The sequence below is a fragment of the Ralstonia mojiangensis genome, assembly GCF_023955645.1.
Taxonomy (GTDB): Bacteria; Pseudomonadota; Gammaproteobacteria; order Burkholderiales; family Burkholderiaceae; genus Ralstonia; species Ralstonia mojiangensis.
Map to the genome: position 1 here is coordinate 420,345 of NZ_JAMXHU010000004.1, position 25,991 is coordinate 446,335.

The window sequence follows — 25,991 nt, forward strand, 5'->3', positions numbered from 1 at the left end:
CCTTGCTAGCCCTTCTCGGGCCGATGCGGCACTCGCCGCTCGGGCGCCAGACCGTCCCCCCGGGAGTTTTCCGTGAACGACGTGCTGGCGCTCGATCAGCAGCTCTGCTTTCCTTTGTATGCCGCCGGCCATCTGCTGACGCGCCTCTACCGCCCGCTGCTGGATGAACTGGGCCTGACCTATCCGCAATACCTGGTGATGCTGGCGTGCTGGCAGCAGGCGCCGTGTGCCGTGGGTGACCTCGGGCGCACGCTGTACCTCGATACGGGCACGCTTACGCCGCTGCTCAAGCGCCTGGAAGAACAAGGCCTGGTCACCCGCACGCGCGATCCCGATGACCAGCGCCGCGTCGTCATTGAGTTGACCGATGCCGGCCGCACGCTACGCGAACGCGCCGCCAAGGTGCCCGAAGCGCTTGCGTGCAAGATTCCGCTGGAACGCGATGAAATTGGCGCCACGCGCAACGTGCTGCGCAAGCTGCTCGACGCCCTCGCCACGGCGGAGGACCGCGAATGAGCGCCCCGTCCGCTTCTGCCGACGTGGCGTTGGTCGTCATCGCCCGCAATGAAGCCGCCAGCATTGCGCGCTGCCTGCTCAGCGCGAAGCCGTTTGTCGATCGCATGGTGGTGTTGGATACGGGCTCCACGGATGACACCGTGGCCATTGCGCAGTCGTGCGGCGCACTTGTCAGCCACATGGCCTGGACGAACGATTTCTCAGCCGCGCGCAACACGGCGCTGCAGGCAGCCAACGCCGACTGGAACCTCATCCTCGACGCTGACGAATGGCTGGAAAGCGGCGGCGACCATCTGCGCACACTCTGCGATGCAGAACCGGCAGTGGGCGTGGTGTGCGTCAAGAACGATACCGACGCGGCCGAATCCGCCAGCCAACTGATTGCGTGGATCCCGCGTGTGCTACCGCGCGGCGTGCACTACACCGGGCGCATTCATGAGCAGCCCGTGTCGTCATTGCCTGCGGCGCGCGTGCCAATCGTGGTGCGCCATGACGGCTATACCGCGGTCAGGATGCAGATAAAAGGCGAGCGCAACATGCAACTGCTGCTCGATGAACTCACCCAGAGGCCGGATGACCCGTATGTGCTGTATCAGCTCGGCAAGGAGACCGAGCTGCATCACGAAGACTACGCAAAGGCCGTGAATTACTATGCACGAGCCTTCAGCCTTGCACCGCCTGATGCGCCGTACCGCCGCAACCTGACGCTGCGCTATGTGTACAGCCTGGGCAAGGCCGACCGCATTGAAGAAGCACTGGCGCAAGGCGATGTCGCCATCCAGACGTGGCCAGATTTTCCGGACCTTTGCTTTGCGTTGGGATTGGTCTTGCTGGATGCGGCCGCCAAACACCCTGATGAGGCGGCCAGCCGGTGGCTACCGCTGGCAGAACAGGTCTTCAACCGCTGCCTTGAGATCGGTGATCAGCCGGAGATGGACGGCAGCGTCGTCGGTCGGGGCAGCTTCCTCGCTGCCCAGCAACTGGCCATCGTGTACCAGATGCAGAGCCACGCGCTCGCACGCAAGTCCGAGCACTATCTGACGCTGTCAAAACAACTGCAGGACGCTTCGTCTCAGTAACGCGCCATGCTGCCGTAAGCGTTGCTTGCGGTAGTGGCGCGGCGCGCCGTGTCGATACGCTTTTGCAGGCGGTCCAGGCGCGGATACACCATGGCGCGCACGCGGGCGTCATCTTCCAGAATACGTACGAGCAGCGTGCGCTTGCGCTCCACGTCGGCGCGCGAGAGCTGCGGATGCGGCTCGGAACGGCGCAGTGCGTCCACGTAAGCGGCGCTCTCGCGTTCAAGCGTACTGACGACTTCCCAGTTACCCACTTCGGCCGCGCTCACCATTTCGGCGGTCAGGCGTGCGATGGCTTCGTAGCAGGTGAACAGACTTTCGCTGTCCTTGATCGGGATGTTGCGTTGCATATTGGCTCCAGTTGGGCCGAATTCAGTCAAAGGTCGCTTAACTTCAAAACAACCGGCAATCAGCTCACAACGCTCAGGTGGCTGTTCGCCACGGCGGTGCCAGGCTGGCCCATCTGGCCAATGGCAAGCCACGCATCCTGCAGCGGGACAAGCAACGCGTCCACTTCGGCGAGGATCGTCAGATCGTTGTTGCCGTGGGCCACCAGCAGGCGGCGCAGCATGTAGTCGTACAGATTGTTCAGTTGCACGGCGATGTCGCCACCGCGCTGGTGATCAAGGCTGGCCTGCAGGCCCTGGCCGATGATCGAGATGGCCTTGTCAAACGCCCGCACCTTGGCCAGCACGTCGCCACGCTGGATGGCGGCGCTGGCCAGGTTGATGGCGGCGCGCGCGCCTTCAAACAACATGGCGATCAGGCGGTGCGGATTTGCGTCTACCACGGACGTCTCGATGCCGACTTGCGCATAGGCACCGATGGCACGGCGTGCAGCGTACATGGAAAAGGTCCTCGCTGTAGTCTGTTTTGTTTTGGGTTGTGCTCTAAACCTGAACCTGGCTTAGTTGCTGCTCGAAGTCTGCTTTGTAATGGCCGCGAGCTGCGTCGTCAGGTAATTGCTTGTGTTCGTCATGCTCGCCACCGCTGCCGACAACGCGTTGAACTGCGTGTAGTACAGCGCCTGCTTGTTATCCAGCCGCGTCTGCATGGCGGTGATCTGGCTGGCAAGCGAGGTGAGCGAACTGTTGATCGAGTCCGTCTCGTTCTGCACCATGCCGCTGGACGACAGCAGGTTGGTCATCACCGTGTTGAGCTGGGCAGCGTAACCGCGCTGCACCGTGACCGTGCCACGGGCGCCCAGCGGACCACCGGCAATCTGCACGGTCAAGCCGTCGGTGGATGAACCGGCGATCCCAAACAGGTTCTGCCCCGAACCGGTTGCTGCAACGCCGTTGATCGTGCCCTGCACATCCACACCGTTGCTAGCCGTGGGGCTCCCGCCGAAGAGCGACGAAGCCCCATTGCCCGACACCGACACCGCCGACACCGAGCCGAACTGGCTATCGGTGATGCTCAGCACACCACTGGCATTGGCCGACACAGATGCGTTGACCTTGGCGTTCTGCAGCGTGGTCGATGCGTTGATCTGGCTCTGGATTTGCGCAGCCAGCGTCGCCGCGGTGTAGCTGCCGGCCGCCAACGTCACGTTGACGGACATCCCGCTGATGTTGAACGCGAGCGTGTCGTTCACACCCGCCGTGATGGTCGTGTTGGCAGCGGCCGAACCCGTGAGCGTGCCCTGCGAGGCCAACTGCGTCACGTTGACGGCGTAGCTGCCGGCCTGCGTGGAATCGGAGAACGTCGGCACGCTGACGAGCGAATCGGTGGCCGTGCCGGTACCGGCAAACAAACCGGCAACCTGGCTGGGCGACTTTGCAATGGCAGCCGACAGCTTGGTGTTGTCCACCGACAGCGTGCCGTCGGAATTCATCGTTACGCCCACACTGCCCAGCGACTGGTAATTGCCGTTGCCCACCGCCTGGCCCAGCACGTCGGTAATCTGGTTGATGAGCGTCTTGGTACTCACGTCGCCAGCCAGCGGGCCGTTGTTAGCCTTGTTGGTGGTGTCGATGTTGGTGAGCGCGTTCAGTTGCGTACGCAGCGCGTTGTAGCCGTTCACGAAGTTGGTGACGGCGGTGGTGGTGGCGGTCGGGTCGTTGGCGACCGTCACGTTGGTGCTGCCCGTCTTGGACAGCGTGAACGACGTGCCATCCACCACGTTCGACAACGTGTTGGTCGGGCTCTGCACGGCAATGCCGTTGATGGTGGCCAGGGCGTTCTGGCCCGTGGTCACCTCGGTCATGTTCTGCGTGCCGGCCGGGTCTTGCGAGAGCAGCGATTGCAGCGTCGAGTCGCCCGACACTGAAATCTTCATCTCCGAGCTGGAACCGCCCGCGGTCGACGTCAGCACCAGACGGTACGGGCTGCCGCTGCCGTCGTTCACGATGCTGGCCGAGACACCCACGTTGGCCGAGTTGATCGCATCACGGATACCCGCGAGCGTGTTGTTGGACGAGTCGATCGTGATCGAGCCGCCCGCCAGGTTGCCGTTCTGCGTGAACGTCGAACCGGTGTACTTGCCGCCCGAAAGCGAGCCGCCCGACACCGAGCCGAACGAAAACGAAATCGTGGTCGACGCGCCGCTGCCGATGGCGGTCGTGGTGGACGTTTGCCCCTGCGCCGCCAGCACCTGCGATTGCGCAAGCTGCGAGACATTGACAGCGTAGGAACCTGCAGGCGCCGAACCCGTTACCGACGCACTCAGCATCGAGGTGTCGTAGCCGCTGGCCTTCATCGCGCTGTAGTTCGACGCGCTCGTCAGGTTCGACAGCGTGGTCTGGAAGGTCGACAGCGCACTCTTGAGCGACCCCACAGCCGACAGCTGCGTCTGGTACGAGCTTTGCTGCGTCTGCAGCTGCGTCAGTGGCAGGCTTTCCACCTTCATGAGGCTGGACACCAGCGAGTTGACGTCGATGCTCGTCCCAATGCCAGGAATCGAGATCGGCGGTACGTAGGTGCTGGTCGAGGAGGTGGTAGTGGTAGTCGCCATGATCGGGTCTGATAAGCGTCTGCGCCGGCGGAAGTCTCTCTACACAACGGCACGGGCCGCAGCTTCTTTAGGGCAGGTTATGCAGGCGCCACCCACGAAAAGGAGGGGTATCCGACAAAAGAAAAAAGGCCGACGCCCCGAGGAGCGCCGGCCCTTGGCCCAGCCGCCAGGCAGCTGGGTGGCATTCAGCTTACCGATTAGCCCTTCAGCAGGCTCAGGATGCTGTTCGGTGCCGAGTTGGCTTGCGCCAGCATCGCCGTACCCGCTTGCTGCAGGATGTTCTGGCGAGTCATGTTCGACGTTTCCGACGCATAGTCCGTATCGATCATCACCGACTTGGCGGCAGACAGCGCCGTGTTCGACGAGGTCAGCGTGTTGATGGTCGAGGTCAGACCGCTTTGCTGTGCACCCAGGTCAGCGCGGGCTGCCTTCAGGCTGGCCAGATCGGTGTCGATCTTCGCCTGGGCTGCCGTTGCGTTGGCCGTCGACGTCACGCTCGTGCCGCTCAGCGTGCCGAAGCTTGCCAGGTTGGCGTTGGTGACGGTAGCGACGTCGGTCGATGCGTTCTGACCGTATTGGAACGTGGTCGAGGTCACCGTGCCGTCGAACAGCTTGGCGCCGTTGTAGTTGGCGTTCGTCTCGATGTTCTTGTTGGCCGTGGCCAGCTGTTGGTATTCCTTGTCCAGGTTGGCCTGGTCGGTGGTCGACAGACCGCCGTTGTTGGCTTCCACAGCCAGTTGGCGCATACGTTGCAGGTTGTTTTCAACCTGGCCCAGGTACGAGTCAGCCGTTTGCAGGTACGACTGTGCGTTGTTGGCGTTCTGGATACCTTGGGTTTGCGAGTTCAGCGTGGTCGTCAGGCTGGAGGCCACAGCGTAAGCAGCGGCATCGTCCTTCGCGCTGTTCACGCGCAGGCCGGTCGACAGACGTTGCAGCGAGGTCTGCAGGGCATCCTTCGATGCCGACAGTGCTTGCTGCGTTTGCAGGGACGAGATGTTGGTATTGAGGCTGAGGGACATGACGGCTCCTAAGTTTCCCGATGGTTTGTTGCCCGTGTTTGCTAATTCCGGCTAGGCCGGGCAACGTGACCTGCAACTTGAAGGGGATCAGGTCTGCGTTGTACTCAGGTTATCGGTGGCCTCTGAGGAAAGTTTAGGGTCGCCTTGACAAATTTGTGCGTCGGCGGCGGTTTGGGCTTGCGGCCGCCTGACTTGCGGCACCCCTCCAAAAGAGGCTGCGAGCCTGCTTCTTGGCCTGCAGGCCCTCGGCTATACTCGTTCGACCAGTTCATAGGCGCCAGCATCCCTCTATATATAGAGCGCCACACAGTGCACAGATGGGGAGTTGCAAGCCCGCCAGTTCGGCCGGAAGGCCAGCGGGCGGAAAGAAGAGCTCGATGCGAGCCCGCGTTTGACCCGCAACCCCCACCATGCTCAATGTCCTGATCGTCGAACCGCACGATATTGCCCGTGTCGGCCTGCGCCAGATCCTCAAGGATTCGCGCCTGGCCCGGCAGATCGAGGCCGTGCCGGACCTGCGCGATGCCAATAACGACCTGCTCGCCCAGCGCGAGTGGGACGTCATGCTCTTCTCGGTGGAATCGGCCACCGGAGACGAATTCCAGACCATCAAGACCGTGCGCCAGCAGCATGCGCGCCTGGCTGTGCTGGCACTGGGCCGCCACCCTGAAGCGCTGCTTGCCGTACGGGCGCTGAAGGCGGGCGCCGCTGGCTATCTGCCGATGGACGCCAGCCAGCCGCAGCTGCTGGCCGCCGTCAACGCCATCTCCAAGGGCAAGAAATACCTGCCGTCGGACCTCGTGGAAGTCCTGGCCGACAACCTGAATGTCGACTGGGATAAGCCGCGCCACGACATCCTTTCCGACCGCGAATTCCAGACGCTGCGCATGCTGGGCTCCGGCCGCACGCTGGGCGAGATTGCCGAGGCGCTGCAGATCAGCGTCAAGACGGTCAGCGTGTATCGTGGGCGGGTGCTCTCGAAGATGAAGCTGCGCAACAACGCCGAGCTGACCATGTACGTGGTCAGCAACGGCCTGCAACTCTAGGGTGCCCCGTAAAGCTACTGCGCACCCCGATCTTGGCCTTGCGATGCTCGTCGTACACGTGTACGGCTGCGCTTCTCACGCCAACCTCGGGGCGCTCGCTACGCTTTCCGGGGCACCCTAAATAGACTTAAGACTTATAGAAACCGGGGAACACGCTCGCCGTACCGGCGAGCGTTTTCGCGCACGAGGTCCTGCACCGCTGCTGGCTCCAACGGCCGCGTGAGCAGATAGCCCTGAAACTCGTCGCATCCGACTTCGCGCAGAAATTCAAGCTGGCCGGTGGTCTCCACGCCTTCAGCCACGGTCTTCATGCCCATGGCCTGCGCCATCATGATGATGGCCCGCGTGATGGCCGCGCGTTCCGCCACATGCGGCAGGTCTTGAACGAACGAGCGGTCGATCTTCAGCGTATCGATCGGGAAGCGGTGCAGATACGACAGCGACGAATATCCGGTACCGAAATCGTCCAGCGCCAGCGATACGCCCATCGCGCGCAGCTCGGTGAGCAACGCATGCAATGACGGATCGTCGCGAATCAGAATGCCTTCGGTCATCTCCAGTTCCACCGCGTTGCCGGGCAAGCCGCTGGTCGATAGCGCGCCACGCACCATCGCACTCAGCTGCCCCGAGCTGAATGCCTGGCCCGAGAGGTTGATCGACATGCGCAAGTCCGGCAGCCCGATGCGGCGCCAGCGCGCAAGCTGGTCGCAGGCGGCGCGCAGAATCCAGCGGTCGATCTCGACGATCAGGCCAGTTTCTTCGGCGTCCTGAATGAACTGGCCAGGCATCATGCGGCCGAAATCGGCCGAGTTCCAGCGGATGAGCGCTTCCACGCCGACGATGCGGCCGCTCCTGACGTCTACGCGCGGCTGGTAGTCGGCGTAGAACTCGTTGCGGTCGCTCGCACGCCGCAGGCCCGATTCAATGCGGAAGCGGCGCGAGACGCGATCGTCCAGGTCGCTCGTAAAGGTCTGGAAGTTGTTGCGGCCGCGCTCCTTTGCCAGGTACATGGCGGCATCGGCCTTGCGCAGCAGCGTGTTCGGGTCGTCGCCGTCGTGCGGCGCCACGGCAATCCCAATCGACACACCCAGGTACAGCTCCTGCCCCTCGATATGGAACGGCGCGCTGATGGCCGAAAGAATGCGCTCGGCCACGCGTCGCGTGCCCAGGCCATCGAGCGCTTCGAGCATGACGACAAATTCATCGCCGCCCAGGCGGGCCACGGTGTCGGCCTCGCGCGCACAGGCCTGCAGGCGGGCCGCCACTTCACGCAGCAGCATGTCGCCAAACTGGTGGCCCAGCGTGTCGTTGACGTTCTTGAAACGATCCAGGTCAAGGAACATGACCGAGACGCGCGAGCGGTTGCGGCGTGCAATCGCCAGCGCGTGCTCCAGGCGATCTTCCAGCGCGGAGCGGTTCAGCAAACCCGTCAGCGTGTCGTGCGTGGCCAGATGCCGGATGCGCTGCTGGGCTTCGCGGATCTGCGTGATGTCGACCAGCGACACCAGCACCGAGTATGGCGTCGCGCCGGCTTCCGACGCCCGCGGGGAGGCCGTCATCGAATGACCGCCGTCGGCATACAGGGGCGTCCAGTTGCTGGAAACCCACACGGTGCGGCCATCCACGCAGTGCATCCCGAAAATCTGGTTCAACTGCGGCTGACCTTCGGCGATCACGTCTTGATCGGGCCAGTCGGCCTCGTGGATGGACGCATCGAATTCATCCACCGCGGCGTTGACAACCGTGGGCAGCAAGCGCCCCACCAGCGCTTCCACCGGCAAACCCAGCAGCCGGGCGGCGCTCGGATTGGCGTAGGTGATGCGGCGGTCTGCCCCGCAAACGAGGATGCCCTCTGTCAGCGCGTTGACCATCGACAGCAGGTCCAGCTTCGGGCAGAAGCCCGGCGGCTCTCCGCGCGCAGGACAGTCGGCCGGCAAGCCATCGGCATCGACAAGTGCAAGGTCAATACGGGTGGAAAAGGGCAAGGAATTCAAGGCGGCTTCCGGCAAGGCAACGCAGGTATGCAGGGCCGGGACGTGCCGGCGCGTTCCTTCATTACAACGGCACGCACGGGCAAATCTTTCGGGCCAACGTCACTTTTGCGGCGGAACTGGCCAGCCGGGAGGCGCTAAGGCGCGCGATGCAACATCATTGGCACATGAAAGTGCTCTAAAAACCACTTTCCGTGTACGCACCGCCCGACCCTGTACATCGCAAACGCCCGAGATAAGCGGGATTGACCGCGTTTCTTGCTGGAATGAGCTGGACACAGGTGGGGAAGAATGCCATCCGAGAACCCGACTCTGTGCTTTGCGTTGTTTTACGGTGTGTTGCGCGATGCGAGCCGGGAAAGCCCACCCCCCCCTTAGTCCCCGAGTGATCCCCATGGCCGAAGCCGCTGCCGCCACTACCGCCCCCGCCCCAGCAAAGGGCGGCTCTACCAAGCTGCTGCTGATCATCCTGATCGTGCTCCTGCTCGTCGGCATGGGCGGCGGCGCTGCTTGGTTCTTCCTCGGAGGCGGCAACCACGCCGCGTCCGGCCCCGCTGCACCGCCCAAGCCCAAAGAGCCGGTGTTCGTGGCCATGGAAACCCTGACCGTCAATCTGCAGCCCGAGGAAGGCAACGACCGTTATCTGCAGATCGGCATCACGTTCAAGAGCTTCGACAAGCATGCCGAAGAAGAGATCAAGACCTATACGCCCGAGTTGCGCAGCAAGGTCCTAATGCTGCTGGCCAGCAAGACGCCCACCGAGCTGTACCCGGCGGAGGGCAAGGTCAAGCTGTCCAAGGAAATCGTTGAACTGTGCGAACACGTCTTCAAGGCTGTCGGCAAGGAATCACCCGTCGCAGACGTCTTGTTCACCAACTTTGTGATCCAGTGACATGCTCAAGGAAGAGTTTCTTTCCCAGGAGGAAATCGACGCGCTTCTGAAGGGCGTGTCCGATGACGCGGACGACGACCCCGTCGAAGCCGCCGACCCCTCGGGCGTACGCTCGTACAACCTGGGCTCGCAGGAGCGCATCGTCCGTGGGCGCATGCCCACGCTGGAAATCATCAACGAGCGGTTTGCGCGCAACTGGCGCATCGGGCTGTTCAACTTCATGCGGCGCAACGCGGAGATTTCCGTCGGGCCGGTGAAGGTGCAGAAGTACAGCGAGTTCATCCGCAACCTGGTGGTGCCGACCTCGCTCAACCTTGTGCACGTCAAGCCGCTGCGTGGCACGGCGCTGTTCGTGTTCGACCCCAACCTGATCTTCCTGGTGGTCGACAACCTATTCGGTGGCGACGGGCGCTTCCACATGCGCGTGGAAGGCCGCGACTTTACCGACGTGGAGCAGCGCATCATCCAGCGCATGCTGCACCTCGTCTTCGAGCACTACGCCAAGGCGTGGCAGCCGGTCTACCCGATCGATTTCGAATTCCTGCGCATGGAAATGCACACCGAGTTCGCCAACGTGGCCACGCCCAATGAAGTGGTGATCACCACCAGTTTCAGCATTGAGCTTGGCAACAACGGCGGCGACGTGCACATCTGCATGCCGTACACCATGATCGAGCCGATCCGCGACCGGCTCACCTCCGCCATCCAGGGCGAAGCGCTGGAAGTGGACAAGCGCTGGCTGCGGCTGCTGTCGCAACAGGTGCAGACCGCCGAGGTGGAGCTGATTGCCGACCTCGCTACGGCCAAGGTGCAGGTGTCAGACATCCTGAACATGAAGGTCGGCGACGTCATTCCGCTGGAGCTGGATGACTGCGTGACCGCCAAGGTAGACGGTGTGCCCGTCATGGAATGCAACTACGGCACGTTCAACGGCCAATACGCACTGCGGGTCAACCGCATGCTGAATATGAGCGGCAGCGAGTCTGCCACGGAGTCTGACGATGACAACTGAACCGACCATGAACCCCGAAGCCAACGCCGACGACATCGATGTCGAGATGACGATGGAAGAGGCCATGGCCCTGGAAGCCGCGCAGCGTGCCGCGGCAAACCCGCCGGCGGCTGCGCCCGCCGCCGAATCCAACCCGGTGTTCAAACCCCTGACGGCCGACGGCCTGGGCGGCGCCCAGCGCAACGACATCGACATGATCCTGGACATCCCCGTGCAGTTGACGGTGGAGCTGGGTCGCACCAAGGTGCCCATCAAGAACCTGCTGCAACTCGCGCAAGGTTCGGTGGTAGAACTCGACGCACTGGCCGGTGAGCCGATGGATGTACTTGTCAACGGTTACCTGATCGCCCAAGGTGAAGTGGTGGTGGTCAACGAGAAGTTCGGTATCCGCCTCACCGACATCATCACGCCGTCGGAACGCATCCGTAAGTTGAACCGATAAGCCACACAAGTGCGCCGTCAATCGGCACCCTGACAGCAACCAATGCTCCCCCCGGGCAAGGTGTTGAAATGAACCATGCAGTGGATTGGGCCCGCACGCTAGGCGGGCTGTTTGTAGTGTTGGCGATGATCGTGGCGGCCGGCTGGCTGCTGCGCCGTCTGCAGCAGCGCGCGGGCATGGGCCCCGCCGGTTTAGGCCGGCGCCGCAGCCAGGTGATCACCGTGGTCGCGCAGCAGATGCTGGGCGCCCGCGAGAAGGTCGTCGTCGTCGAAGTGGAAGGCACTTGGCTCGTGTTGGGCGTCACGCAGCAGCACGTGCAGACGCTCCACACGCTGCCGCGCCCCGCTGAAGCCGCCTCCACGCCGGACGATCATTCCGGCGATGGCACTTCCGGCTCCGGCAAGCCGCCCCGCTTTGCCGACGCGCTGTCCATCCAGCTCAAGCGTCACCTGACGGGAAAGTCGGAATGAACGCGCGCACCTTCTTCCGCTGCCTGATAGCAATGGCCCTGCTGGGCGCCACACCCGCCGTATTCGCACAGGCGCAACCCGGCCTGCCGCTGCTCACGGGCACCGCCGGTGGCCAAAGCTATTCGCTGCCCGTGCAGACGCTGGTCTTCCTGACGTCACTCGGGTTTCTGCCGGCCATCATCCTGATGATGAGCAGCTTCACGCGCATCATCATCGTGCTGTCATTGCTGCGCCATGCGCTGGGCACGCAAACCACGCCGCCCAACCAGGTACTGATCGGGCTGGCGCTGTTCCTCACGTTTTTCGTCATGTCGCCGGTGCTCGACAAGGTGTACACCGACGCCTACGTGCCGCTGCGTGACAACAAGATCACCGTTGAACAGGCCATGGATACGGCCGCCACGCCGCTGCGCCAGTTCATGCTCAAGCAGACGCGCGAGCCGGATCTCGCCCTGTTCGTCAAGATGGGCAACATGCCGGCCATTGCCTCGCCTGAGCAGACGCCCATGCGCGCGCTCATTCCAGCCTTCGTCACCAGCGAGCTGAAGAGCGCGTTCCAGATCGGGTTTGCCATCTTCATCCCGTTCCTGGTGATCGACATCGTGGTGGCGGCCGTCCTGATGTCGATGGGGATGATGATGGTCACCCCGTCGATCTTCTCGCTGCCGTTCAAGATCATGCTGTTCGTGCTGGTGGATGGCTGGCACCTGCTGCTGGGCTCGCTGGCGCAGAGCTTTGTGCAATGAGCGCCGATAGGAAACCGACATGACACCCGAGTACGTTCTCGATATGGCCCGGCAGGCCATGCAGGTCGCGATGATGGTGGGCGCGCCGATGTTGCTGGTGTCGCTCGTCGTCGGTTTGCTGGTGGCCGTGTTCCAGGCCGCCACGCAGCTCAACGAGCAGACGCTGTCGTTCATCCCCAAGCTGCTGGCCGTGGCTGCCACGATGGTGCTGGCCGGCCCGTGGATCGTCGCCGTGATCGTCGACTACACGCGCGGCGTGCTGACCAATATCCCCAACTACGTCAACTGACGCGACGTAGCGCGCAGGCCACCGATGATCCAATTCACCGCCACGCAGCTCAACGGCTGGATTGCCATGTACTGGTGGCCGCTGGTGCGCGTGCTGGCGTTTATCGCCATTGCACCCCCGTTTGCCAATACCGAGATCCCGACATCGATCAAGGTGGCATTTGGCGTGGTCATCACGGTGGCGCTGGCGCCCATGCTTCCGGTGCCCGCAGGCGTGTCGGTGGGCTCATACGAAGGGCTGTGGATCACGCTGGTGCAGGTGTTGATCGGGCTGGCGCTGGGCTTTTGCGTGCAGCTCGTGTTCTCCGCCATCAGCGGTGCCGGCGAGGTGATGTCTGTGCAGATAGGCCTGGGTTTCGCCTCGCTGCTCGACCCGACGCAAACCGAGAGCAGCATGTTGCTCGGCCGCTTCCTCAGCCTCACGGCCGTCACCGCGTTCATTGCCGGCGATGGCCATCTCGTGCTGCTGCACGCCCTGTTCGACAGCTTCACCGCCCTGCCCGTCTCGGCAGCTCCGCTGGCCAATCCGGGCTGGCAGACGCTGGCCGGGGGCGGCACGATCGTCTTCGCGCTGGCCCTGCGCATCGCCCTGCCCATCATCGCGATCATGATGATCGTCAACCTCGGCTTTGCCGTACTTTCGCGCACGGCACAGGCGCTCAACCCGTTTGCGGTCGGCATCGCCGCCACGCTCGTGGTGGGGCTGATGCTCGTCATGGTGATGATGACGTCGCTGGCGCCGGTAGTGGAGCGGTCGGTGATGGATGCGCTGGATTTGGGTGGACGGGCGTTCAGCCAGTTCAGTACACCCCAGGTATCGGGCCAGCCCCGTCCATAGTCCGCACGAATTTAAACGACAGTTTCAATACCCCTCTATATGAGGGAATCCATTCAAGCACCATCGCTTCAATAACCGCGCGAACGACACCATCCTGTTTGTCACATTCCTCGCGCATTCTCGCCGGCGTCGCGCATGTGACACGAAGTCACGCAAGCGGTTGTTTTCCTAGGGGACTTTTCAGTATGATTCGGCCCCAGGGTTGGGGAATAGCAAGCGCTTTGAAAGACAAAATCGGCCGAGAATAACGGCCTGCGCATTCACCCAGATCAATCGAAAACAATGAGAGCGAATCGGGTGAGGCAAGTGTTGCGTTGATGCGCGACAGCCGGCCCCGCGCCGGGCACCGCACACACTGCGGCCACTGGCAGTGCTCCACATGCGAACACCGATATGCCCGATTTGCACTGGACAATCCCGGTTGCTCGCTGGTCCTGCTGGCCTGCCATTGGTGCTGATTCAATATCGTCTCCGGAAATCGGTTTTATTGAACCGATGGTTCGGCGGCGTCTGAGCTCGCTCTCTAAAAGCGCGCTGAAGGTCGCACACGATTGCGCGGCCGATGTCCCACGCGCGCGTATCGTCTTTGCCTCCCGGCATGGCGAATTGCGCCGCACGGCCGGCATTCTGGCCGACATCGAGAACGCCGATCCGGTTTCTCCCACGGCATTCAGCCTGTCTGTACTGAACGCCATGAGCGGCGTATTTGGCATTGCGCGCGGCGACACCTCGCCTGCCATCGCCGTGTCGGCCGGCCCCGCTACGCTGGGGCTCGCTCTGCTGGAAGCGCATGCACAGTACGAATCGGACCCTGCTTCACCGGTGCTGCTGGTCTACGCCGATGAACCCGCCGATGCGCGCTTCGGCTCCGTGGCCGATGAGGTGGACACGTGCGCGCTGGCCGTTCTGCTGGACGGGTCAGCCGGCGCTTCGTTGATGTGTTCGCATGGCTGCGCAACGGAGGGCAGGCAAGCGGCGCATGCCATGACCACGCAAAGCCGGGCCGTTCTGCACTGCCTGACATCTCGCACCTCCAGCACTTGGCAACACGCAGACAGCAGTTGGACATGGCAATGGCGCGAGGGCCCATGGCAAGCACACTGAGCGCCCGCCTCAACTTGGCATGGCGCTTGGTGGCAACGGGGCTGGCCTTTACCGTCTTCGGCGTCTGCGGGGTGCTGTTCTCCGTCGTCGTATTTCCTTTGGCTTGGCTGTGGCCGCATCGGGCATCGCGCCAACGCACTGTCACGTTCGTTATCCATTGGTTCTTCCGTACGCTGGTGCGCGCGCTCCAATGGCTGGGCGTGATGAGACTGGATGTGCAAGGTGCGGACGATCTGCGTGCACGCCGACCCGCCATTGTGGTGGCCAACCACCCGACCTACCTGGACGTGATGGTGCTTCTGGCGCTGACTCCGTCAGCCTGCTGCGTGGTGAAGAACGCCCACTGGGGTAACCCGTGCTTCTGGGGCATCGTGCGTGCCGCCGAATACATCAGCAACGCAGACCCGACCGAACTGGTAGAGGCGAGCGCGCGCCAGTTGGCCGCGGGGTACACCATGATCATCTTCCCGGAAGGCACGCGCAGTCCGGCCAAGGATCGCTTACATCCGTTCTCGCGCGGCTTCGCGCACATGGCGCTTAACGTGGGAGCCCCCATCGTGCCCGTGCTGATGGATTGCGACCCGCCCGCCTTTACCAAAACCATGCGGTGGTACGACGTGCCACCACGCGCGTTCTGCATGAAGGTCGCCGTGCTGCCGCCCATCAGCGTCGCGCAATACGTGCCGGATGGCGCGCCGCCAGCGCTCGCCGCACGCGCGCTTACCACTGGCGTCGAAACCCACATCACCGATCATCTTCTGCAACATGGATTCTTTGAAGCTCGAAATTAAGCAACTTCTTATCGAAGCGCTCGATCTGGAAGATATGACGCCAGCCGACATCGACGACGATGCACCGCTCTTTGATACGAACGGTATTGGCTTGGATTCCATTGACGCACTGGAAATCGGCATCGTCCTGCGCAAGCGTTACCAATTGACGATTGCCGCCAATGACGAACATACGCGCGAGCATTTCCGCTCGATTAACACACTCGCCGCACTGGTGAAGAGCCAACAATAATCGCCCGGGCATTGGCACCGGCAGGCACAGGGAGAGAAAAACATCATGACGGACACTGAGATCCTCGAGCGCATTCGCGCCATTTTCAAAGAGAACTTCGATATCGATCCGGCGCGCGTCACGCCCGAAGCGCATCTATTCGAAGAGCTGGATCTGGACAGCATCGATGCGGTCGATCTGGCAATCAAGTTGCAGGAAATGACCGGGCGACGCATCAAGCCGGAGGAGTTCAAGACGGTACGCACGGTGGGCGACGTCATCGGCGCAGTCGAATCGCTGCTCGCGGCATAAGCGAATGCAGGCGCAACCTGCACGCCAACCCAAAGCACTGCCCAACTGGGCGCGTGGCGCAGCACAAGCGGCGCTGAAGATCGCGTATCCGCTGGTGCTGATCGGGGCATGGCATTTCGGCACGCCGCGCTACGCTGGCATCGCGCTGCTGACGTTGCTCTGGATGCAGCGGTGGATCGGCGCGGGCAACGTATCGACGCTGCTGCGCCAGCTCACGCCGCTGGATTGGCTGACCGCGGGAACGCTGACATGCATGTCCGCCGCCGTCGCCATCACGGATAGCGAATTGCTGCTGCGCCTGTATCCGGCGCTGGTCAATGCTGGGCTGTTGCTGAGCTTTGCAGCCACCCTTCGCTCGGGCCCTTCCATGATCGAAAAGTTTGCGCGCATGCGCCTGCCCGACCTGCAGCCGCGCGCCGTTTGCTATACGCGGCGCGTCACTCAGGTGTGGTGCGTCTTCTTCGCACTCAACGGAGTGACGGCAATGATTGCGGCCGTGTACTGGTCGCGCGGTGCGTGGGCGCTGTACAACGGCGTGATCGCTTACGTCCTGGTCGGCGTGCTGGTTGTAGCGGAAATGGCGTTCCGTCATTGGATTGTGCGCCCGCACGCCCTGCCGTCGGAGGCGACATGATTGCCCTCCACGATTTGCTGTCGCCTGCGCAGCCTGATGACACTGTCGTCTGTGCCGATGGCCAGCAATCCATAACGTCCAGCGTCTTCCGTGCCCGTGTAGCAGCCTGCTCAGCGGTGTTCGCTGGCCAGCAGGCGACACGCTACGCGCTGTGCGTCGACGATCCGTTCGATTTCACATGCGCGCTTTTTGCGTTGTTTGCTTGCGGCAAACACGTCGTGATTCCCGCCAGCGCTGCGCCTGCCTATCTCGGTACGCTGGCGGACGCATACGACGCGCTCATCACCGATACCGACCTCTCGACCATCGGCACGCATGCCGAAGGCGTGACGCTCGGCGCGATCCATCCGGATGCCCTTATCACGCTGTACACCTCGGGTAGCGCCGGCGCACCCAAGCCTATCCGTAAGACGCTCGCGCAATTCGATGCGGAAGTCTTGACACTTGAACGCCAGTGGGGTGTGCAGATGGGCACCGGCGTAGTGCTGGCCAGTGTGCCTCATCACCATATTTATGGGCTGCTGTTCCGGGTGTTCTGGCCGTTGGCTGCCGGGCGCGCATTCAGCCGACAGACCGTTACCGAACCCTCCGCATTGCAGCGTGCCCTGGTATTGCAACCCGCTGCCGCGTTGGTCTCCAGCCCGACCCAACTGGCACGATGGCCGTTGCTTTCGGGTTTCGATGCGTTGCCTGCACTCCCAACCGTGTTTTCGTCTGGTGGCCCGTTGGATGCGGCTGCAGCAACAGCGTTTGCAAATGCACATGGAAGTGCACCCATCGAAGTGTTTGGCAGCACGGAAACCGGCGGCATCGCCTGGCGCCGCCAGGACCGCTCCCACGCATGGCAGCCGTTCGGCAGCATCGAAGTCCGCCAGGAAGACGACGGCGCCCTTGCCGTACGCTCGCCGCATCTACCACACCGCGACTGGCACCGCACCGATGACGCGATCGCGTTTGACGACAGTGGCCGCTTCGTCCTGCGTGGCAGGTTGGACCGCGTCGTCAAGGTTGACGGCAAGCGTGTCTCGCTGCCAGAAGTCGAAGCGTGGTTGGGTGCACATCCATTTGTGGCGCGGGCCGCGGCAACACTGCTAACGGGGGGGGCGCGCGACCGATTGGGCGCGCTGGTCGCGCTCACCCCGGCTGGCGCGCAGGCGCTGGGCGCGCAAGGCCGCGTGGCGCTGGCCAAGACGCTGCGCCGGCACCTGTCCGCCTACACCGAGCCCACGTTGATCCCGCGCCGCTGGCGCTTCCGCATGGCCATGCCGGTAGACGCGCGCGGCAAATTGCCCGCAGCAACCGTGGCGGCTGCGTTCCGGCCTGGCGCCGAGGGCTTCGAAACGCTCTCCCATGTCAGCGATGCCGACAGCGATCACTACGAGTTACGCGTCGGCCACGATCTCGTCCATTTCGCGGGCCACTTTCCTGGCCTCCCGATCCTGCCCGGTGTGGTGCTCATCGACTGGACTGTGGGCCTGGCCGCTGCCCGTAACAGCGCGGTACGTACGATTACGTCAATCGACCAACTGAAGTTCCTGGCGCCCGTACTGCCTGGCGCCGTGGTGTCGCTGCGCCTCGCGCACGAGCCGGATCGCAGCCGCGTACGCTTCACTGCCCGACTCGGCACCCGTGATTGCGCTTCGGGCGTACTGGTCCATGGGGAGGCTGTGTGAGCCCGAACACGGTCATCGTCATCCCGATCTACAACCACAAGGATGCGATCGGCAACACCGTCGCAAACCTGTTGGTCCACGGGTTGCCGATCCTCATCGTCGACGACGGCAGCAACACGGCCACGCAATCCGTGCTGGCCGCGCTCGCTCAGCAGTACGCACAACAAGTCACGCTGCTGCGGCTACCGGAAAACGGCGGCAAGGGCGCAGCTGTGATGGCCGGTCTGCGTGCGGCCCACGCTGCCGGCTATACCCACGCCCTGCAGATCGACGCCGACGGCCAGCACAATGCGGGCGACGTACCACGCTTTCTTGCCGCCGCCATCTCCGCGCCCGACGCCATCATCCTCGGCCGCCCGGTCTACGACGCAAGCGTGCCCAGGTCACGCCTGTACGGCCGCTACCTCACGCACGTGTGGGTGTGGATCGAAACGCTGTCACTCGACATCCGGGATTCGATGTGTGGCTTTCGCATCTACCCCTTGGCGCTGGCGTGCAAGCTGATGGATGACGTGGCGCTGCCCACCCGCATGGATTTCGATATCGAGATTCTGGTACGCCTGCATTGGCGCCGGGCGCGCATCGTCACGCTGCCCACGCCCGTGACGTATGAACGCGGCGGGCTGTCGCACTTTGACGTGCTGTGGGACAACATCCGCATCAGCAAGAGCCACACGCGGCTGGTGGCGGGCATGCTGCTGCGCTTTCCGATGCTACTGGTCGGAAAATGCTTGCCGCGCTGGCGTCATTCTTCGGCATCAAACACGACGCAAGGTTGGTGGCGCGTGGCCGAGCGTGGCAGCCGGTTCGGCATGCAGCTTCTTGCACTGAGCTGCCGCCTGTTCGGCACACGCTTCACTTCGTTGTGGCTATACCCGATCGTCGCGTATTTCCTGATCACCGGCCGTGCGGCGCGAGAGGCATCTCGGCAGTACTTCACCCGCCTGCATTCGGCGTCGCCGGGCACGGGTATGCCGCAACCGGGTTGGCTCAGTGCGTACCGCCACATGATCGCGTTCGCGCAGTCGGGGCTGGACAAGCTAGCCGCATGGTCGGGGCAGGTCAAAAATGAACGCGTGCGCTTTGATGACCCGACGGCATTCGAAGCGCTTGTTGCCAGCGGTCGCGGTGCGCTGGTCATCGGCGCGCACCTGGGCAATCTGGAGATGACCCGCGCGCTGGCTGCCCGTCATGGCCTCGCCAAGGTAACGGCGGTGGTCTATACCGAGCATGCGCAGCGCTTTAACCACGTGCTGGCGCAGGCGCATCCGGATGTCGTCTCGCACCTGATGCAAGTGACCGACTTCGGCCCGGCCACAGCCATGCTGATGCAAGAGCGCATCGACGCAGGCGAGCTGCTCGTGATTGTGGGCGACCGAGTGCCCGCACACGAATCCGGCCGCACCGTGGAGGCCAGCTTTCTGGGCGCGCCCGCGCAATTCGCACAGGGCCCTTATGTGCTGGCACACGCGCTGGGCTGCGCGGTGTACCTGTTTTTTTGCCTGAAGACGGGGCGAGACCATACGCTGTATTTCGAGCCATTTGCCGAGCACGTGACGCTACCGCGTGCCGATCGCGCACGCCACCTTGGCGCATTGGCCCAGCGTTACGCCGAGCGTTTGGAACACTATTGCCGCAAAGCCCCTTTCCAATGGTTCAATTTCTTCGATTTTTGGGCGCGCCCCAACACCACCAAGAACATGGACGCCCATGGCTGAACACGATTTGAACGTGCCCGCGCAAATCAATGCGCCCGCCCAACGGCTCGGCGTTGTCATCGGCAACCGTCATCTGACGATTGAAGACGTCGTTGCCATTGCGCGCGACCAGCAGCCGGTTTCGCTCAGCGCCGATGCCGCGTGGCGCGATCGCATCGAACGTGGCGCGCAATTCCTTTCCCAACGGCTGGCCGAAGGCGCAACCATCTACGGCGTCAACACAGGCTATGGCGACGCTTGCCAGGTGAACGTGCCAATGGCGCTGGTTGAAGCCCTGCCGCTGCAGCTCACGCGCTATCACGGTTGCGGCATGGGGCGCCACCTGGAGCCGGCTGAAACGCTGGCCGTGGTGGCTGCACGGCTGAACTCGCTGGCCCACGGCTATTCGGGTGTGCGGTACGTGCTGCTGCAGCGCCTGGCCGACCTGATCAACCATCGCATCCTGCCGCGTATTCCGGCCGAGGGATCGGTGGGCGCAAGCGGTGACCTGACGCCCCTGTCGTACGTCGCCGCCACGCTGGTCGGCGAGCGCGACGTGCTTTTCAACAACCATGTGCAGCCCGCTGCCGGCGTGTGGCAACAGATCGGCCACGCGCCCATCACCCTGGCCCCAAAAGAGGGGCTTGCGCTGATGAATGGCACTGCGGTCATGACTGGCCTCGCGTGTCTCGCCTACGCCCGCGCTGAACAACTGATTCGCCTGTCTTCTCGACTGACGGCCCTGGCCACGGTGGCACTCGACGGGCGTGCTGCGCACTTCCACCCGACAATCTTCGCGGCCAAGCCACATGCGGGGCAGGCAGAAGTTGCCGGATGGATTCGCGCGGATCTGGCGGGATGGGATGACGCATCCGCGCACCGCGTACAAGATCGCTATTCGATCCGCTGTGCCCCGCACGTGATCGGCGTGGCGCGCGACGCGCAGTCGTGGATCCGCCGCGACATCGAGAACGAACTCAACAGCGCCAACGACAACCCTCTGGTGGATCCCGACGCGCAGGAGATCCTGCACGGCGGCAACTTCTATGGCGGGCACATCGCGTTTGCGATGGACGCGCTCAAAACAGCCATTGCCAACCTGGCCGACCTGATGGACCGCCAGTTTGCGCTGCTGGTGGACGACAAGTTCAACAACGGGTTGCCGCGCAACCTGTCGGGCGCCACTGCCGAGCGCGCACCGATCAACCACGGTTTCAAAGCCGTGCAGATCTCGTCATCAGCCTGGACGGCCGAAGCGCTCAAGCACACCATGCCGGCCAGCGTCTTCTCGCGATCAACGGAAGCGCATAACCAGGACAAGGTCAGCATGGGCACGATTGCGGCGCGTGATTGCCTGCGCGTGCTGGAGCTAACGGAACAGGTGGCCGCCGCACATACGCTCGCTGCTGTGCAGGCAGTGCGATTGCGCTGTCAGCTTGACCCGTCCACGCAGGTTCCACCATCCGTACAGGCGTTCGTGGAGCGTATCAGCGCCATGTCGACGTTCGTGAGCGAAGACCGCCCACTGGAAGCCGATCTGCGCGCACTGACGCTCGCCATCGAGCGCGGCCTGCTCACCAACGCAGACAACCAACAGGAAATGCCAGCATGACTTCCCGCGACCTGCCGCCACTGGCCGCCAGCGCCCAGGTTGAAGTGCCGTTTCACGACGTCGACGCCATGGACGTCTGCTGGCATGGTCACTACCTGAAGTACTTCGAGATCGGCCGCGCCGCGCTGCTGCGCCGCTTCAACTACGACTACCGCGAGATGCGCGACTCCGGCTATCTATGGCCCGTTGTCGAAGCACGCCTGAAGTACATCAAGCCGGCAACCTACGGCCAGCAGATCGAGGTGCGCGCAACGCTGCTGGAATATGAGAACCGCCTGAAGATCAGCTACGAGATCGTCGATTGCGGATCTGGCATCCGGCTGACCAAGGGCACCACCACGCAGGTGGCGGTATGCGCCCGCACCGGCGAACTGCAGTTCGTCTCGCCGCCCGTGATGATCGAACGTGTGGAGCGTGCATGGTTGGGCTAAACGCTATCGTGCGCGCGTGGATTGCCGCGCTGATGCTGGGGGCATACACACTCGCCAGCGCGGCATCGACCGAAGTGCCACAGGGCAGCACACTCGTCTCGCAAGTCGCTGCGCAATTGGCACAGGCACGTGGCGTACGCGCGCAGTTCGTACAGACGCAATCATTGCAGGCCATGCAGAAGCCGCTGGTAAGCAACGGCACGCTGCTGTTCTTGCGCGATCTGGGCGCAGTCTGGCGCGTCGAGCAGCCTACTCGCATGACGTATGTGATGACCGATTCCGGCGTCACGGTGCTGGATGCCAACGACAAGCCGACGCGTGGCGCGCGCAACGCCGCTGGTGTAGCGCAGGTCTCGCGCATGATGCGCGCGATGCTCACGGGCGACCTGTCCGCGCTGTATTCGCAGTTCAACGTCAATGCACAAGGCAACGTCAGCCGCTGGCATCTGAAGTTGACCCCCGCCCAGCCGCAATTGGCGCAGGCACTGCGCGGACTGGATCTGTCTGGCGACACTTACGTGCGGAGCATCCGCATCCAGTCAGCCAATGGTGATGAAACACGCATCGAGTTCTCGGGCAACACGCGTGTGGAAGCGCCCAGCGCTGCCGAGCGCACGCTCCTGGGAGCGCCCTGATGACGCAGGAGCTGGGGTTGCATCGGCCAGCCCTCTCTGTCCGACGAATGTGGGGCATCCGGCTCGGCTGGCTGGCGGTCGTGCTGGCCGCCCTGCTCTATTGCGGCGTGCGCCTGCACGACGGTACGGCGTTGCAAACGAACCTGCTGTCGTTGCTGCCGGATACCGAGGCCGACCCGGTTGCGGAAAAGGCTGTCGACACGCTGGCGACATCACTGGGGGACCGCGCGGTCTTCCTGCTCAGTTGCAGCAACGCTGACCATGCAAAAGCGGCAGCCATGCAGTTCGGTTCGCAACTCAAGCGCAGCAAGGCTTTCCGCACCGTGATTGCCCAGTTGCCGCCATTCGATACCGCGCAGATCACCCGCTTCTATCTGCCTTACCGATTCAGCCTCCTAAGCGCCGCAGACCGCGCAACGCTGGATGACACATCCACCGCGCTGCCCACACTGCTCGCGCAAAGGCTGTACGTGCCGGTCGAGGCCGGGCTGAGCGCTCCGCTGGCTGACGACCCATTCGGCTGGCTCAGCCACTGGCTGGCGGGCCTGCCGCTGGCCGCCACGCGGCTCGAACTGGAAGACAACCTGCTGATTACCCGGCGCGGTGACACCACCAGCGTCTTGGTCACCGGCACGCTGGCCGCTTCCGCCTACGATGGGCAAACCCAGGCCGACGTCCGCACCGCCGTCGCCCAGGCTGAGCAATCATTGGCACGTACCTTTCCGGACGTCACGCTGGTGCGCACCGGGGCAGTGTTCTATGCCGCCGCTGCGCGCAGCGCTTCGGAACAGGAACTGCATCGCATCGGCATCATCTCGACGCTCGGTATCGCTTTGCTGATGTTGTGGGTCTTCCGCTCGCCGCGCTTTCTGCTGCTCGGGTTCCTGTCCACAGCCATTGGGATCGTGTTTGCGTTGGCGGCAACGATGCTGGTCTTTGGAAAGCTGCACCTCCTCACGCTCGTATTCGGCGCCAGCCTGATCGGCGAGGCGGTGGATTACTCCATTCAGTACTTCGTCGGTCACCTCGGTGCCCAGGGGCAAGACGCACGGCGCACCGCGCGCGAGGTCCGGCCGGCGCTGCTGGTGGCGCTTGCAACAAGCCTGCTCGGCTACGCGATCCTGGTCGGCGTGCCATTTCCGGCGTTACGCCAAATTGCGTGCTTTGCCATCGCAGGGATCGGAGCGGCCTTCTTGTCAGTGGCATCGCTGTTGCCTGCACTGCTGACGAATGCGCCGCGACAGCCATACCGCACCTACGATTGCGCCGCGCGTTGGCTGGGCCGCTGGCAAGCAGCACTGACGCGACGGGGGGCTTGGGTTTGCCTGGCACTCATTGCGGCGGCCGCCGTACCCGGATGGCTACGCCTGACCAGCGACGACGACATCCACCTGCTGATCCAGCGCGACCCCGATCTGGCACGACAAGAAGCTTTCGTGCGCGAAGCCATCGGCGTAGAAAACAGCACCCAATTTTTCGTTGTGAAGGGCGACTCCGCCGAGCAGGTGTTGCAACGTGCTGAAACACTGCAACACAAGCTGGAGCTGCCAATTGCAGGTGCCTCGCTCAAGGGCGTGCAATCCGTCGCCCAGTTCGTGCCTTCGGCTCATCAACAGGCGGAAGACCGCGCCCGCCTGAGCAAGCGCGTGTCTGCTGATCCGCAGGCCCTGCGCGCGACCCTGACGGACGCTGGTTTCCGGCCGGAGATCGCCGCCAAGTACGTGGCGGCGGTTGAAGCCGCGCCTGGCAGCCCGCTTACGGTGGACGCATGGCTGGCGATGCCTTGGTCGCAGCCCTATCGCCACCTTTGGCTAGGCCAAGTGTCGAGCGCCGGTGCGCCGCCCATGTTTGCCGCCATCGTCATCCCGACCGGTGTCACGACGGCGCAGTTGCCCGCGTTGGCAGCGTTGGCCGATGCCACCCCCGGTATCCGCTTCGTCGATAAACCCGCCAGCGTCGCGCGCCTGTTCGCCACTTACCGCGTCGATAGCGGTTGGTGGCTGGCTGGGGCGCTCAGCCTGATCCTCATGCTGTTCTGCCTGCGCTATGGCGTCGCCGCCGGCGTGCGCGTGACCTTGCCGGTCGTCTGCGCTGTCGGCATCACGTTTGCTGTGTATGGCTACGCGGGCATTCCGCTGAACCTGTTCCATTGGCTGGCCCTGATGCTGGTGCTGGGCGTCGGGGCCAACTACGCTGTGTTCCTGCGCGAAGGTTGTGCCCGGCAGCGCGCGGATATCGGTGGCGTATTGGGGGGCGTGTTGCTGTCGGCGTCTACCACGCTGCTCTCGTTCGGCCTGTTGGGTACCAGTGCCATGCCGGTGCTGCGCAGCTTCGGCATGACGCTAGCCCTGGGCATTGTCATTGCGGTTGCCTTGGCGCCGCTGGGAATGCCCATTGTCAGACATCGACCATCATGACCGCTTCTCCTGTTTATCTGCACGCGCTCGGCATGGTCAATGCGCTGGGTGATGACGTGAATGCCATCCGCCGCAACTTGGCAACCGGGCATGCGCCTGGCATGGGCGTGATTGACCGGCCGGATGGCTCAACGGGCATGGTCGGACGCGTCTTGTCGGCCCTCGAGCTCGAGCCGCCCGAGCACTTGTCTGCCTACGACTGTCGCAACAACCGGTTGCTGCTTGTCGCGCTCGCGCAGATTCAATCGGCGGTGGAGCGGGCCCGCACCCAATATGGCCCGCGCCGGATTGGCATCGTCCTCGGCACCAGCACGTCGGGCGTCGACGCTGCCGAGGCGGCACTGCGCCATGCAAAAGAACACGGCAACCTTCCTGACGCGTTTGACTATCGCCAGATGGAAATCGGCACGCTGGCACCGTTCGCCGCTGCGGCACTGGGCACCACTGGTCCGGCTTATACGGTATCCACCGCTTGCACATCGAGCGCCAAGGCTTTCGCCTCGGCCCGCAGGTTGCTGCAACTGAATCTGTGCGACGCGGTGGTCGTAGGTGGCGCGGATTCGCTGTGCGAATTGACGCTGCAGGGCTTTGCCTCGTTGGAATCGACCAGCGCCGCGCGCACCAACCCCATGAGCCGCAACCGTGCCGGTATCAACATCGGCGAAGGGGCGGCCGTATTCCTGATGACACGTGAACAGGGCCCTGTACGGCTGGCGGGTGTGGGGGAATCGAGCGACGCTCACCACATTTCTGCGCCCGACCCGACCGGCGCCGGCGCTGAGGGCGCCCTGCGTGCCGCTTTGGCGGATGCTGGCGTCGATGCCAGCGCCATCGGTTACGTTAACCTGCACGCCACCGCCACCCGCAAGAACGACGAGATGGAAGCGCATCTGATGGCGCGCGTCTTTCCAACAGGTGTGCCGACCAGCGGCACCAAGCCGCTGACGGGGCACACGCTGGGCGCCGCAGGCGCCACCGAACTCGGCTTCGCATGGCTGACGCTTGCCGATGAAGGCATCACCCTGCCGTGCCACATCTGGGATGGTGAAGCCGACCCCGCGCTACCCACGCTCGATCTGATCGAAGACACCTGTCGCCTGGGCTCCGGCCGGTACGTAATGAGCAACTCGTTTGCTTTCGGCGGCAGCAACGCCAGCCTGATCCTGGGCCAGGGATGAG

General features: G+C 63.4%; 27 protein-coding genes. 22 read left to right on the forward strand and 5 right to left on the reverse strand.

Annotated elements, in window-relative coordinates; translation table 11 throughout:
* The first annotated feature begins 72 nt into the window (after positions 1 to 72).
* The gene (locus NG898_RS18535) at positions 73 to 516 is read left to right on the forward strand and encodes a MarR family winged helix-turn-helix transcriptional regulator (RefSeq protein WP_045203492.1); all 444 of its coding nucleotides are present in this window, start codon (positions 73 to 75) and stop codon (positions 514 to 516) included.
* A complete protein-coding gene (locus NG898_RS18540; protein ID WP_252693816.1) occupies positions 513 to 1,595 on the forward strand; it encodes a glycosyltransferase family 2 protein in 1,083 nt (360 codons plus the stop codon). Before NG898_RS18535 ends, NG898_RS18540 begins: the two co-directional genes overlap by 4 nt.
* On the opposite strand, the gene NG898_RS18545 is transcribed toward NG898_RS18540, so the two are convergent.
* The 4 genes from NG898_RS18545 to NG898_RS18560 form a co-directional block, all read right to left on the reverse strand.
* Positions 1,589 to 1,945 (reverse strand): flagellar protein FliT, encoded by a 357-nt coding sequence (locus tag NG898_RS18545; RefSeq protein ID WP_092971072.1) that lies wholly within the window; start codon positions 1,943 to 1,945, stop codon positions 1,589 to 1,591. The two genes, NG898_RS18540 and NG898_RS18545, sit on opposite strands and share 7 nt — an antisense overlap.
* 59 nt (positions 1,946 to 2,004) lie before the next feature.
* Positions 2,005 to 2,442, reverse strand: coding sequence for a flagellar export chaperone FliS (gene fliS, locus NG898_RS18550; RefSeq protein ID WP_092971071.1), 438 nt, complete (start codon positions 2,440 to 2,442; stop codon positions 2,005 to 2,007).
* Between the two features lie 60 nt (positions 2,443 to 2,502).
* Positions 2,503 to 4,551 (reverse strand): flagellar filament capping protein FliD, encoded by a 2,049-nt coding sequence (fliD, locus tag NG898_RS18555; protein WP_252693817.1) that lies wholly within the window; start codon positions 4,549 to 4,551, stop codon positions 2,503 to 2,505.
* A gap of 197 nt (positions 4,552 to 4,748) precedes the next feature.
* The gene (locus NG898_RS18560; RefSeq protein ID WP_252693818.1) at positions 4,749 to 5,570 is read right to left on the reverse strand and encodes a flagellin N-terminal helical domain-containing protein; all 822 of its coding nucleotides are present in this window, start codon (positions 5,568 to 5,570) and stop codon (positions 4,749 to 4,751) included.
* A gap of 410 nt (positions 5,571 to 5,980) precedes the next feature.
* Between NG898_RS18560 and NG898_RS18565 the strand changes: the two genes are divergently transcribed.
* Positions 5,981 to 6,616, forward strand: coding sequence for a LuxR C-terminal-related transcriptional regulator (locus NG898_RS18565; RefSeq protein ID WP_024977602.1), 636 nt, complete (start codon positions 5,981 to 5,983; stop codon positions 6,614 to 6,616).
* Between the two features lie 134 nt (positions 6,617 to 6,750).
* Here the strand turns inward: NG898_RS18565 and NG898_RS18570 are convergent, their stop codons facing one another.
* Positions 6,751 to 8,487 (reverse strand): sensor domain-containing protein, encoded by a 1,737-nt coding sequence (locus NG898_RS18570; protein ID WP_252694164.1) that lies wholly within the window; start codon positions 8,485 to 8,487, stop codon positions 6,751 to 6,753.
* Positions 8,488 to 9,001: 514 nt separating this feature from the next.
* Between NG898_RS18570 and fliL the strand changes: the two genes are divergently transcribed.
* From fliL to NG898_RS18665, 19 genes are all read left to right on the forward strand, one after another.
* The gene (gene fliL / locus NG898_RS18575; protein ID WP_252693819.1) at positions 9,002 to 9,499 is read left to right on the forward strand and encodes a flagellar basal body-associated protein FliL; all 498 of its coding nucleotides are present in this window, start codon (positions 9,002 to 9,004) and stop codon (positions 9,497 to 9,499) included.
* Position 9,500: 1 nt separating this feature from the next.
* A complete protein-coding gene (gene fliM / locus NG898_RS18580; RefSeq protein WP_045203498.1) occupies positions 9,501 to 10,511 on the forward strand; it encodes a flagellar motor switch protein FliM in 1,011 nt (336 codons plus the stop codon).
* Entirely contained in the window at positions 10,501 to 10,953 is a 453-nt protein-coding gene (gene fliN, locus NG898_RS18585; protein ID WP_092971065.1) for a flagellar motor switch protein FliN, read from the forward strand. Before fliM ends, fliN begins: the two co-directional genes overlap by 11 nt.
* 68 nt (positions 10,954 to 11,021) lie before the next feature.
* Positions 11,022 to 11,423: a flagellar biosynthetic protein FliO gene (gene fliO, locus NG898_RS18590; RefSeq protein WP_252693820.1), complete on the forward strand. Its 402-nt coding sequence runs from the start codon at positions 11,022 to 11,024 to the stop codon at positions 11,421 to 11,423.
* Positions 11,420 to 12,169 (forward strand): flagellar type III secretion system pore protein FliP, encoded by a 750-nt coding sequence (gene fliP / locus NG898_RS18595; protein WP_252693821.1) that lies wholly within the window; start codon positions 11,420 to 11,422, stop codon positions 12,167 to 12,169. The genes fliO and fliP overlap by 4 nt, the downstream gene beginning before the upstream one ends.
* Positions 12,170 to 12,188: 19 nt before the next feature.
* The gene (fliQ, locus tag NG898_RS18600) at positions 12,189 to 12,458 is read left to right on the forward strand and encodes a flagellar biosynthesis protein FliQ (RefSeq protein ID WP_004631435.1); all 270 of its coding nucleotides are present in this window, start codon (positions 12,189 to 12,191) and stop codon (positions 12,456 to 12,458) included.
* A 24-nt stretch (positions 12,459 to 12,482) separates the two neighbouring features.
* Complete coding sequence (gene fliR / locus NG898_RS18605; RefSeq protein ID WP_252693822.1) at positions 12,483 to 13,295, forward strand: flagellar biosynthetic protein FliR; 813 nt, start codon at positions 12,483 to 12,485, stop codon at positions 13,293 to 13,295.
* A 393-nt stretch (positions 13,296 to 13,688) separates the two neighbouring features.
* Entirely contained in the window at positions 13,689 to 14,399 is a 711-nt protein-coding gene (locus NG898_RS18610) for a beta-ketoacyl synthase chain length factor (protein WP_252693823.1), read from the forward strand.
* A complete protein-coding gene (locus NG898_RS18615) occupies positions 14,384 to 15,190 on the forward strand; it encodes a lysophospholipid acyltransferase family protein (protein ID WP_392397878.1) in 807 nt (268 codons plus the stop codon). Before NG898_RS18610 ends, NG898_RS18615 begins: the two co-directional genes overlap by 16 nt.
* Positions 15,165 to 15,422 (forward strand): phosphopantetheine-binding protein, encoded by a 258-nt coding sequence (locus NG898_RS18620; protein ID WP_004631431.1) that lies wholly within the window; start codon positions 15,165 to 15,167, stop codon positions 15,420 to 15,422. The genes NG898_RS18615 and NG898_RS18620 overlap by 26 nt, the downstream gene beginning before the upstream one ends.
* 45 nt (positions 15,423 to 15,467) lie before the next feature.
* Complete coding sequence (locus tag NG898_RS18625) at positions 15,468 to 15,713, forward strand: acyl carrier protein (protein ID WP_252693824.1); 246 nt, start codon at positions 15,468 to 15,470, stop codon at positions 15,711 to 15,713.
* Positions 15,714 to 15,717: 4 nt separating this feature from the next.
* Positions 15,718 to 16,347 carry a COG4648 family protein gene (locus tag NG898_RS18630; protein ID WP_252693825.1) on the forward strand — a complete coding sequence of 210 codons (630 nt, stop codon included), beginning with the start codon at positions 15,718 to 15,720 and terminating at the stop codon, positions 16,345 to 16,347.
* Positions 16,344 to 18,020: an ApeI family dehydratase gene (locus tag NG898_RS18635; RefSeq protein ID WP_252693826.1), complete on the forward strand. Its 1,677-nt coding sequence runs from the start codon at positions 16,344 to 16,346 to the stop codon at positions 18,018 to 18,020. Before NG898_RS18630 ends, NG898_RS18635 begins: the two co-directional genes overlap by 4 nt.
* Positions 18,017 to 19,738 carry a glycosyltransferase family 2 protein gene (locus NG898_RS18640; protein WP_252693827.1) on the forward strand — a complete coding sequence of 574 codons (1,722 nt, stop codon included), beginning with the start codon at positions 18,017 to 18,019 and terminating at the stop codon, positions 19,736 to 19,738. Before NG898_RS18635 ends, NG898_RS18640 begins: the two co-directional genes overlap by 4 nt.
* Complete coding sequence (locus tag NG898_RS18645) at positions 19,731 to 21,329, forward strand: HAL/PAL/TAL family ammonia-lyase (protein WP_252693828.1); 1,599 nt, start codon at positions 19,731 to 19,733, stop codon at positions 21,327 to 21,329. The genes NG898_RS18640 and NG898_RS18645 overlap by 8 nt, the downstream gene beginning before the upstream one ends.
* Complete coding sequence (locus tag NG898_RS18650) at positions 21,326 to 21,760, forward strand: acyl-CoA thioesterase (protein ID WP_252693829.1); 435 nt, start codon at positions 21,326 to 21,328, stop codon at positions 21,758 to 21,760. Before NG898_RS18645 ends, NG898_RS18650 begins: the two co-directional genes overlap by 4 nt.
* Complete coding sequence (locus tag NG898_RS18655; RefSeq protein ID WP_252693830.1) at positions 21,748 to 22,395, forward strand: LolA family protein; 648 nt, start codon at positions 21,748 to 21,750, stop codon at positions 22,393 to 22,395. The genes NG898_RS18650 and NG898_RS18655 overlap by 13 nt, the downstream gene beginning before the upstream one ends.
* Positions 22,395 to 24,812: an MMPL family transporter gene (locus NG898_RS18660; protein WP_252693831.1), complete on the forward strand. Its 2,418-nt coding sequence runs from the start codon at positions 22,395 to 22,397 to the stop codon at positions 24,810 to 24,812. Before NG898_RS18655 ends, NG898_RS18660 begins: the two co-directional genes overlap by 1 nt.
* Positions 24,809 to 25,990, forward strand: a complete 1,182-nt coding sequence (locus NG898_RS18665) for a beta-ketoacyl-[acyl-carrier-protein] synthase family protein (protein ID WP_252693832.1) — start codon at positions 24,809 to 24,811, stop codon at positions 25,988 to 25,990. Before NG898_RS18660 ends, NG898_RS18665 begins: the two co-directional genes overlap by 4 nt.
* Position 25,991 lies beyond the last annotated feature (1 nt).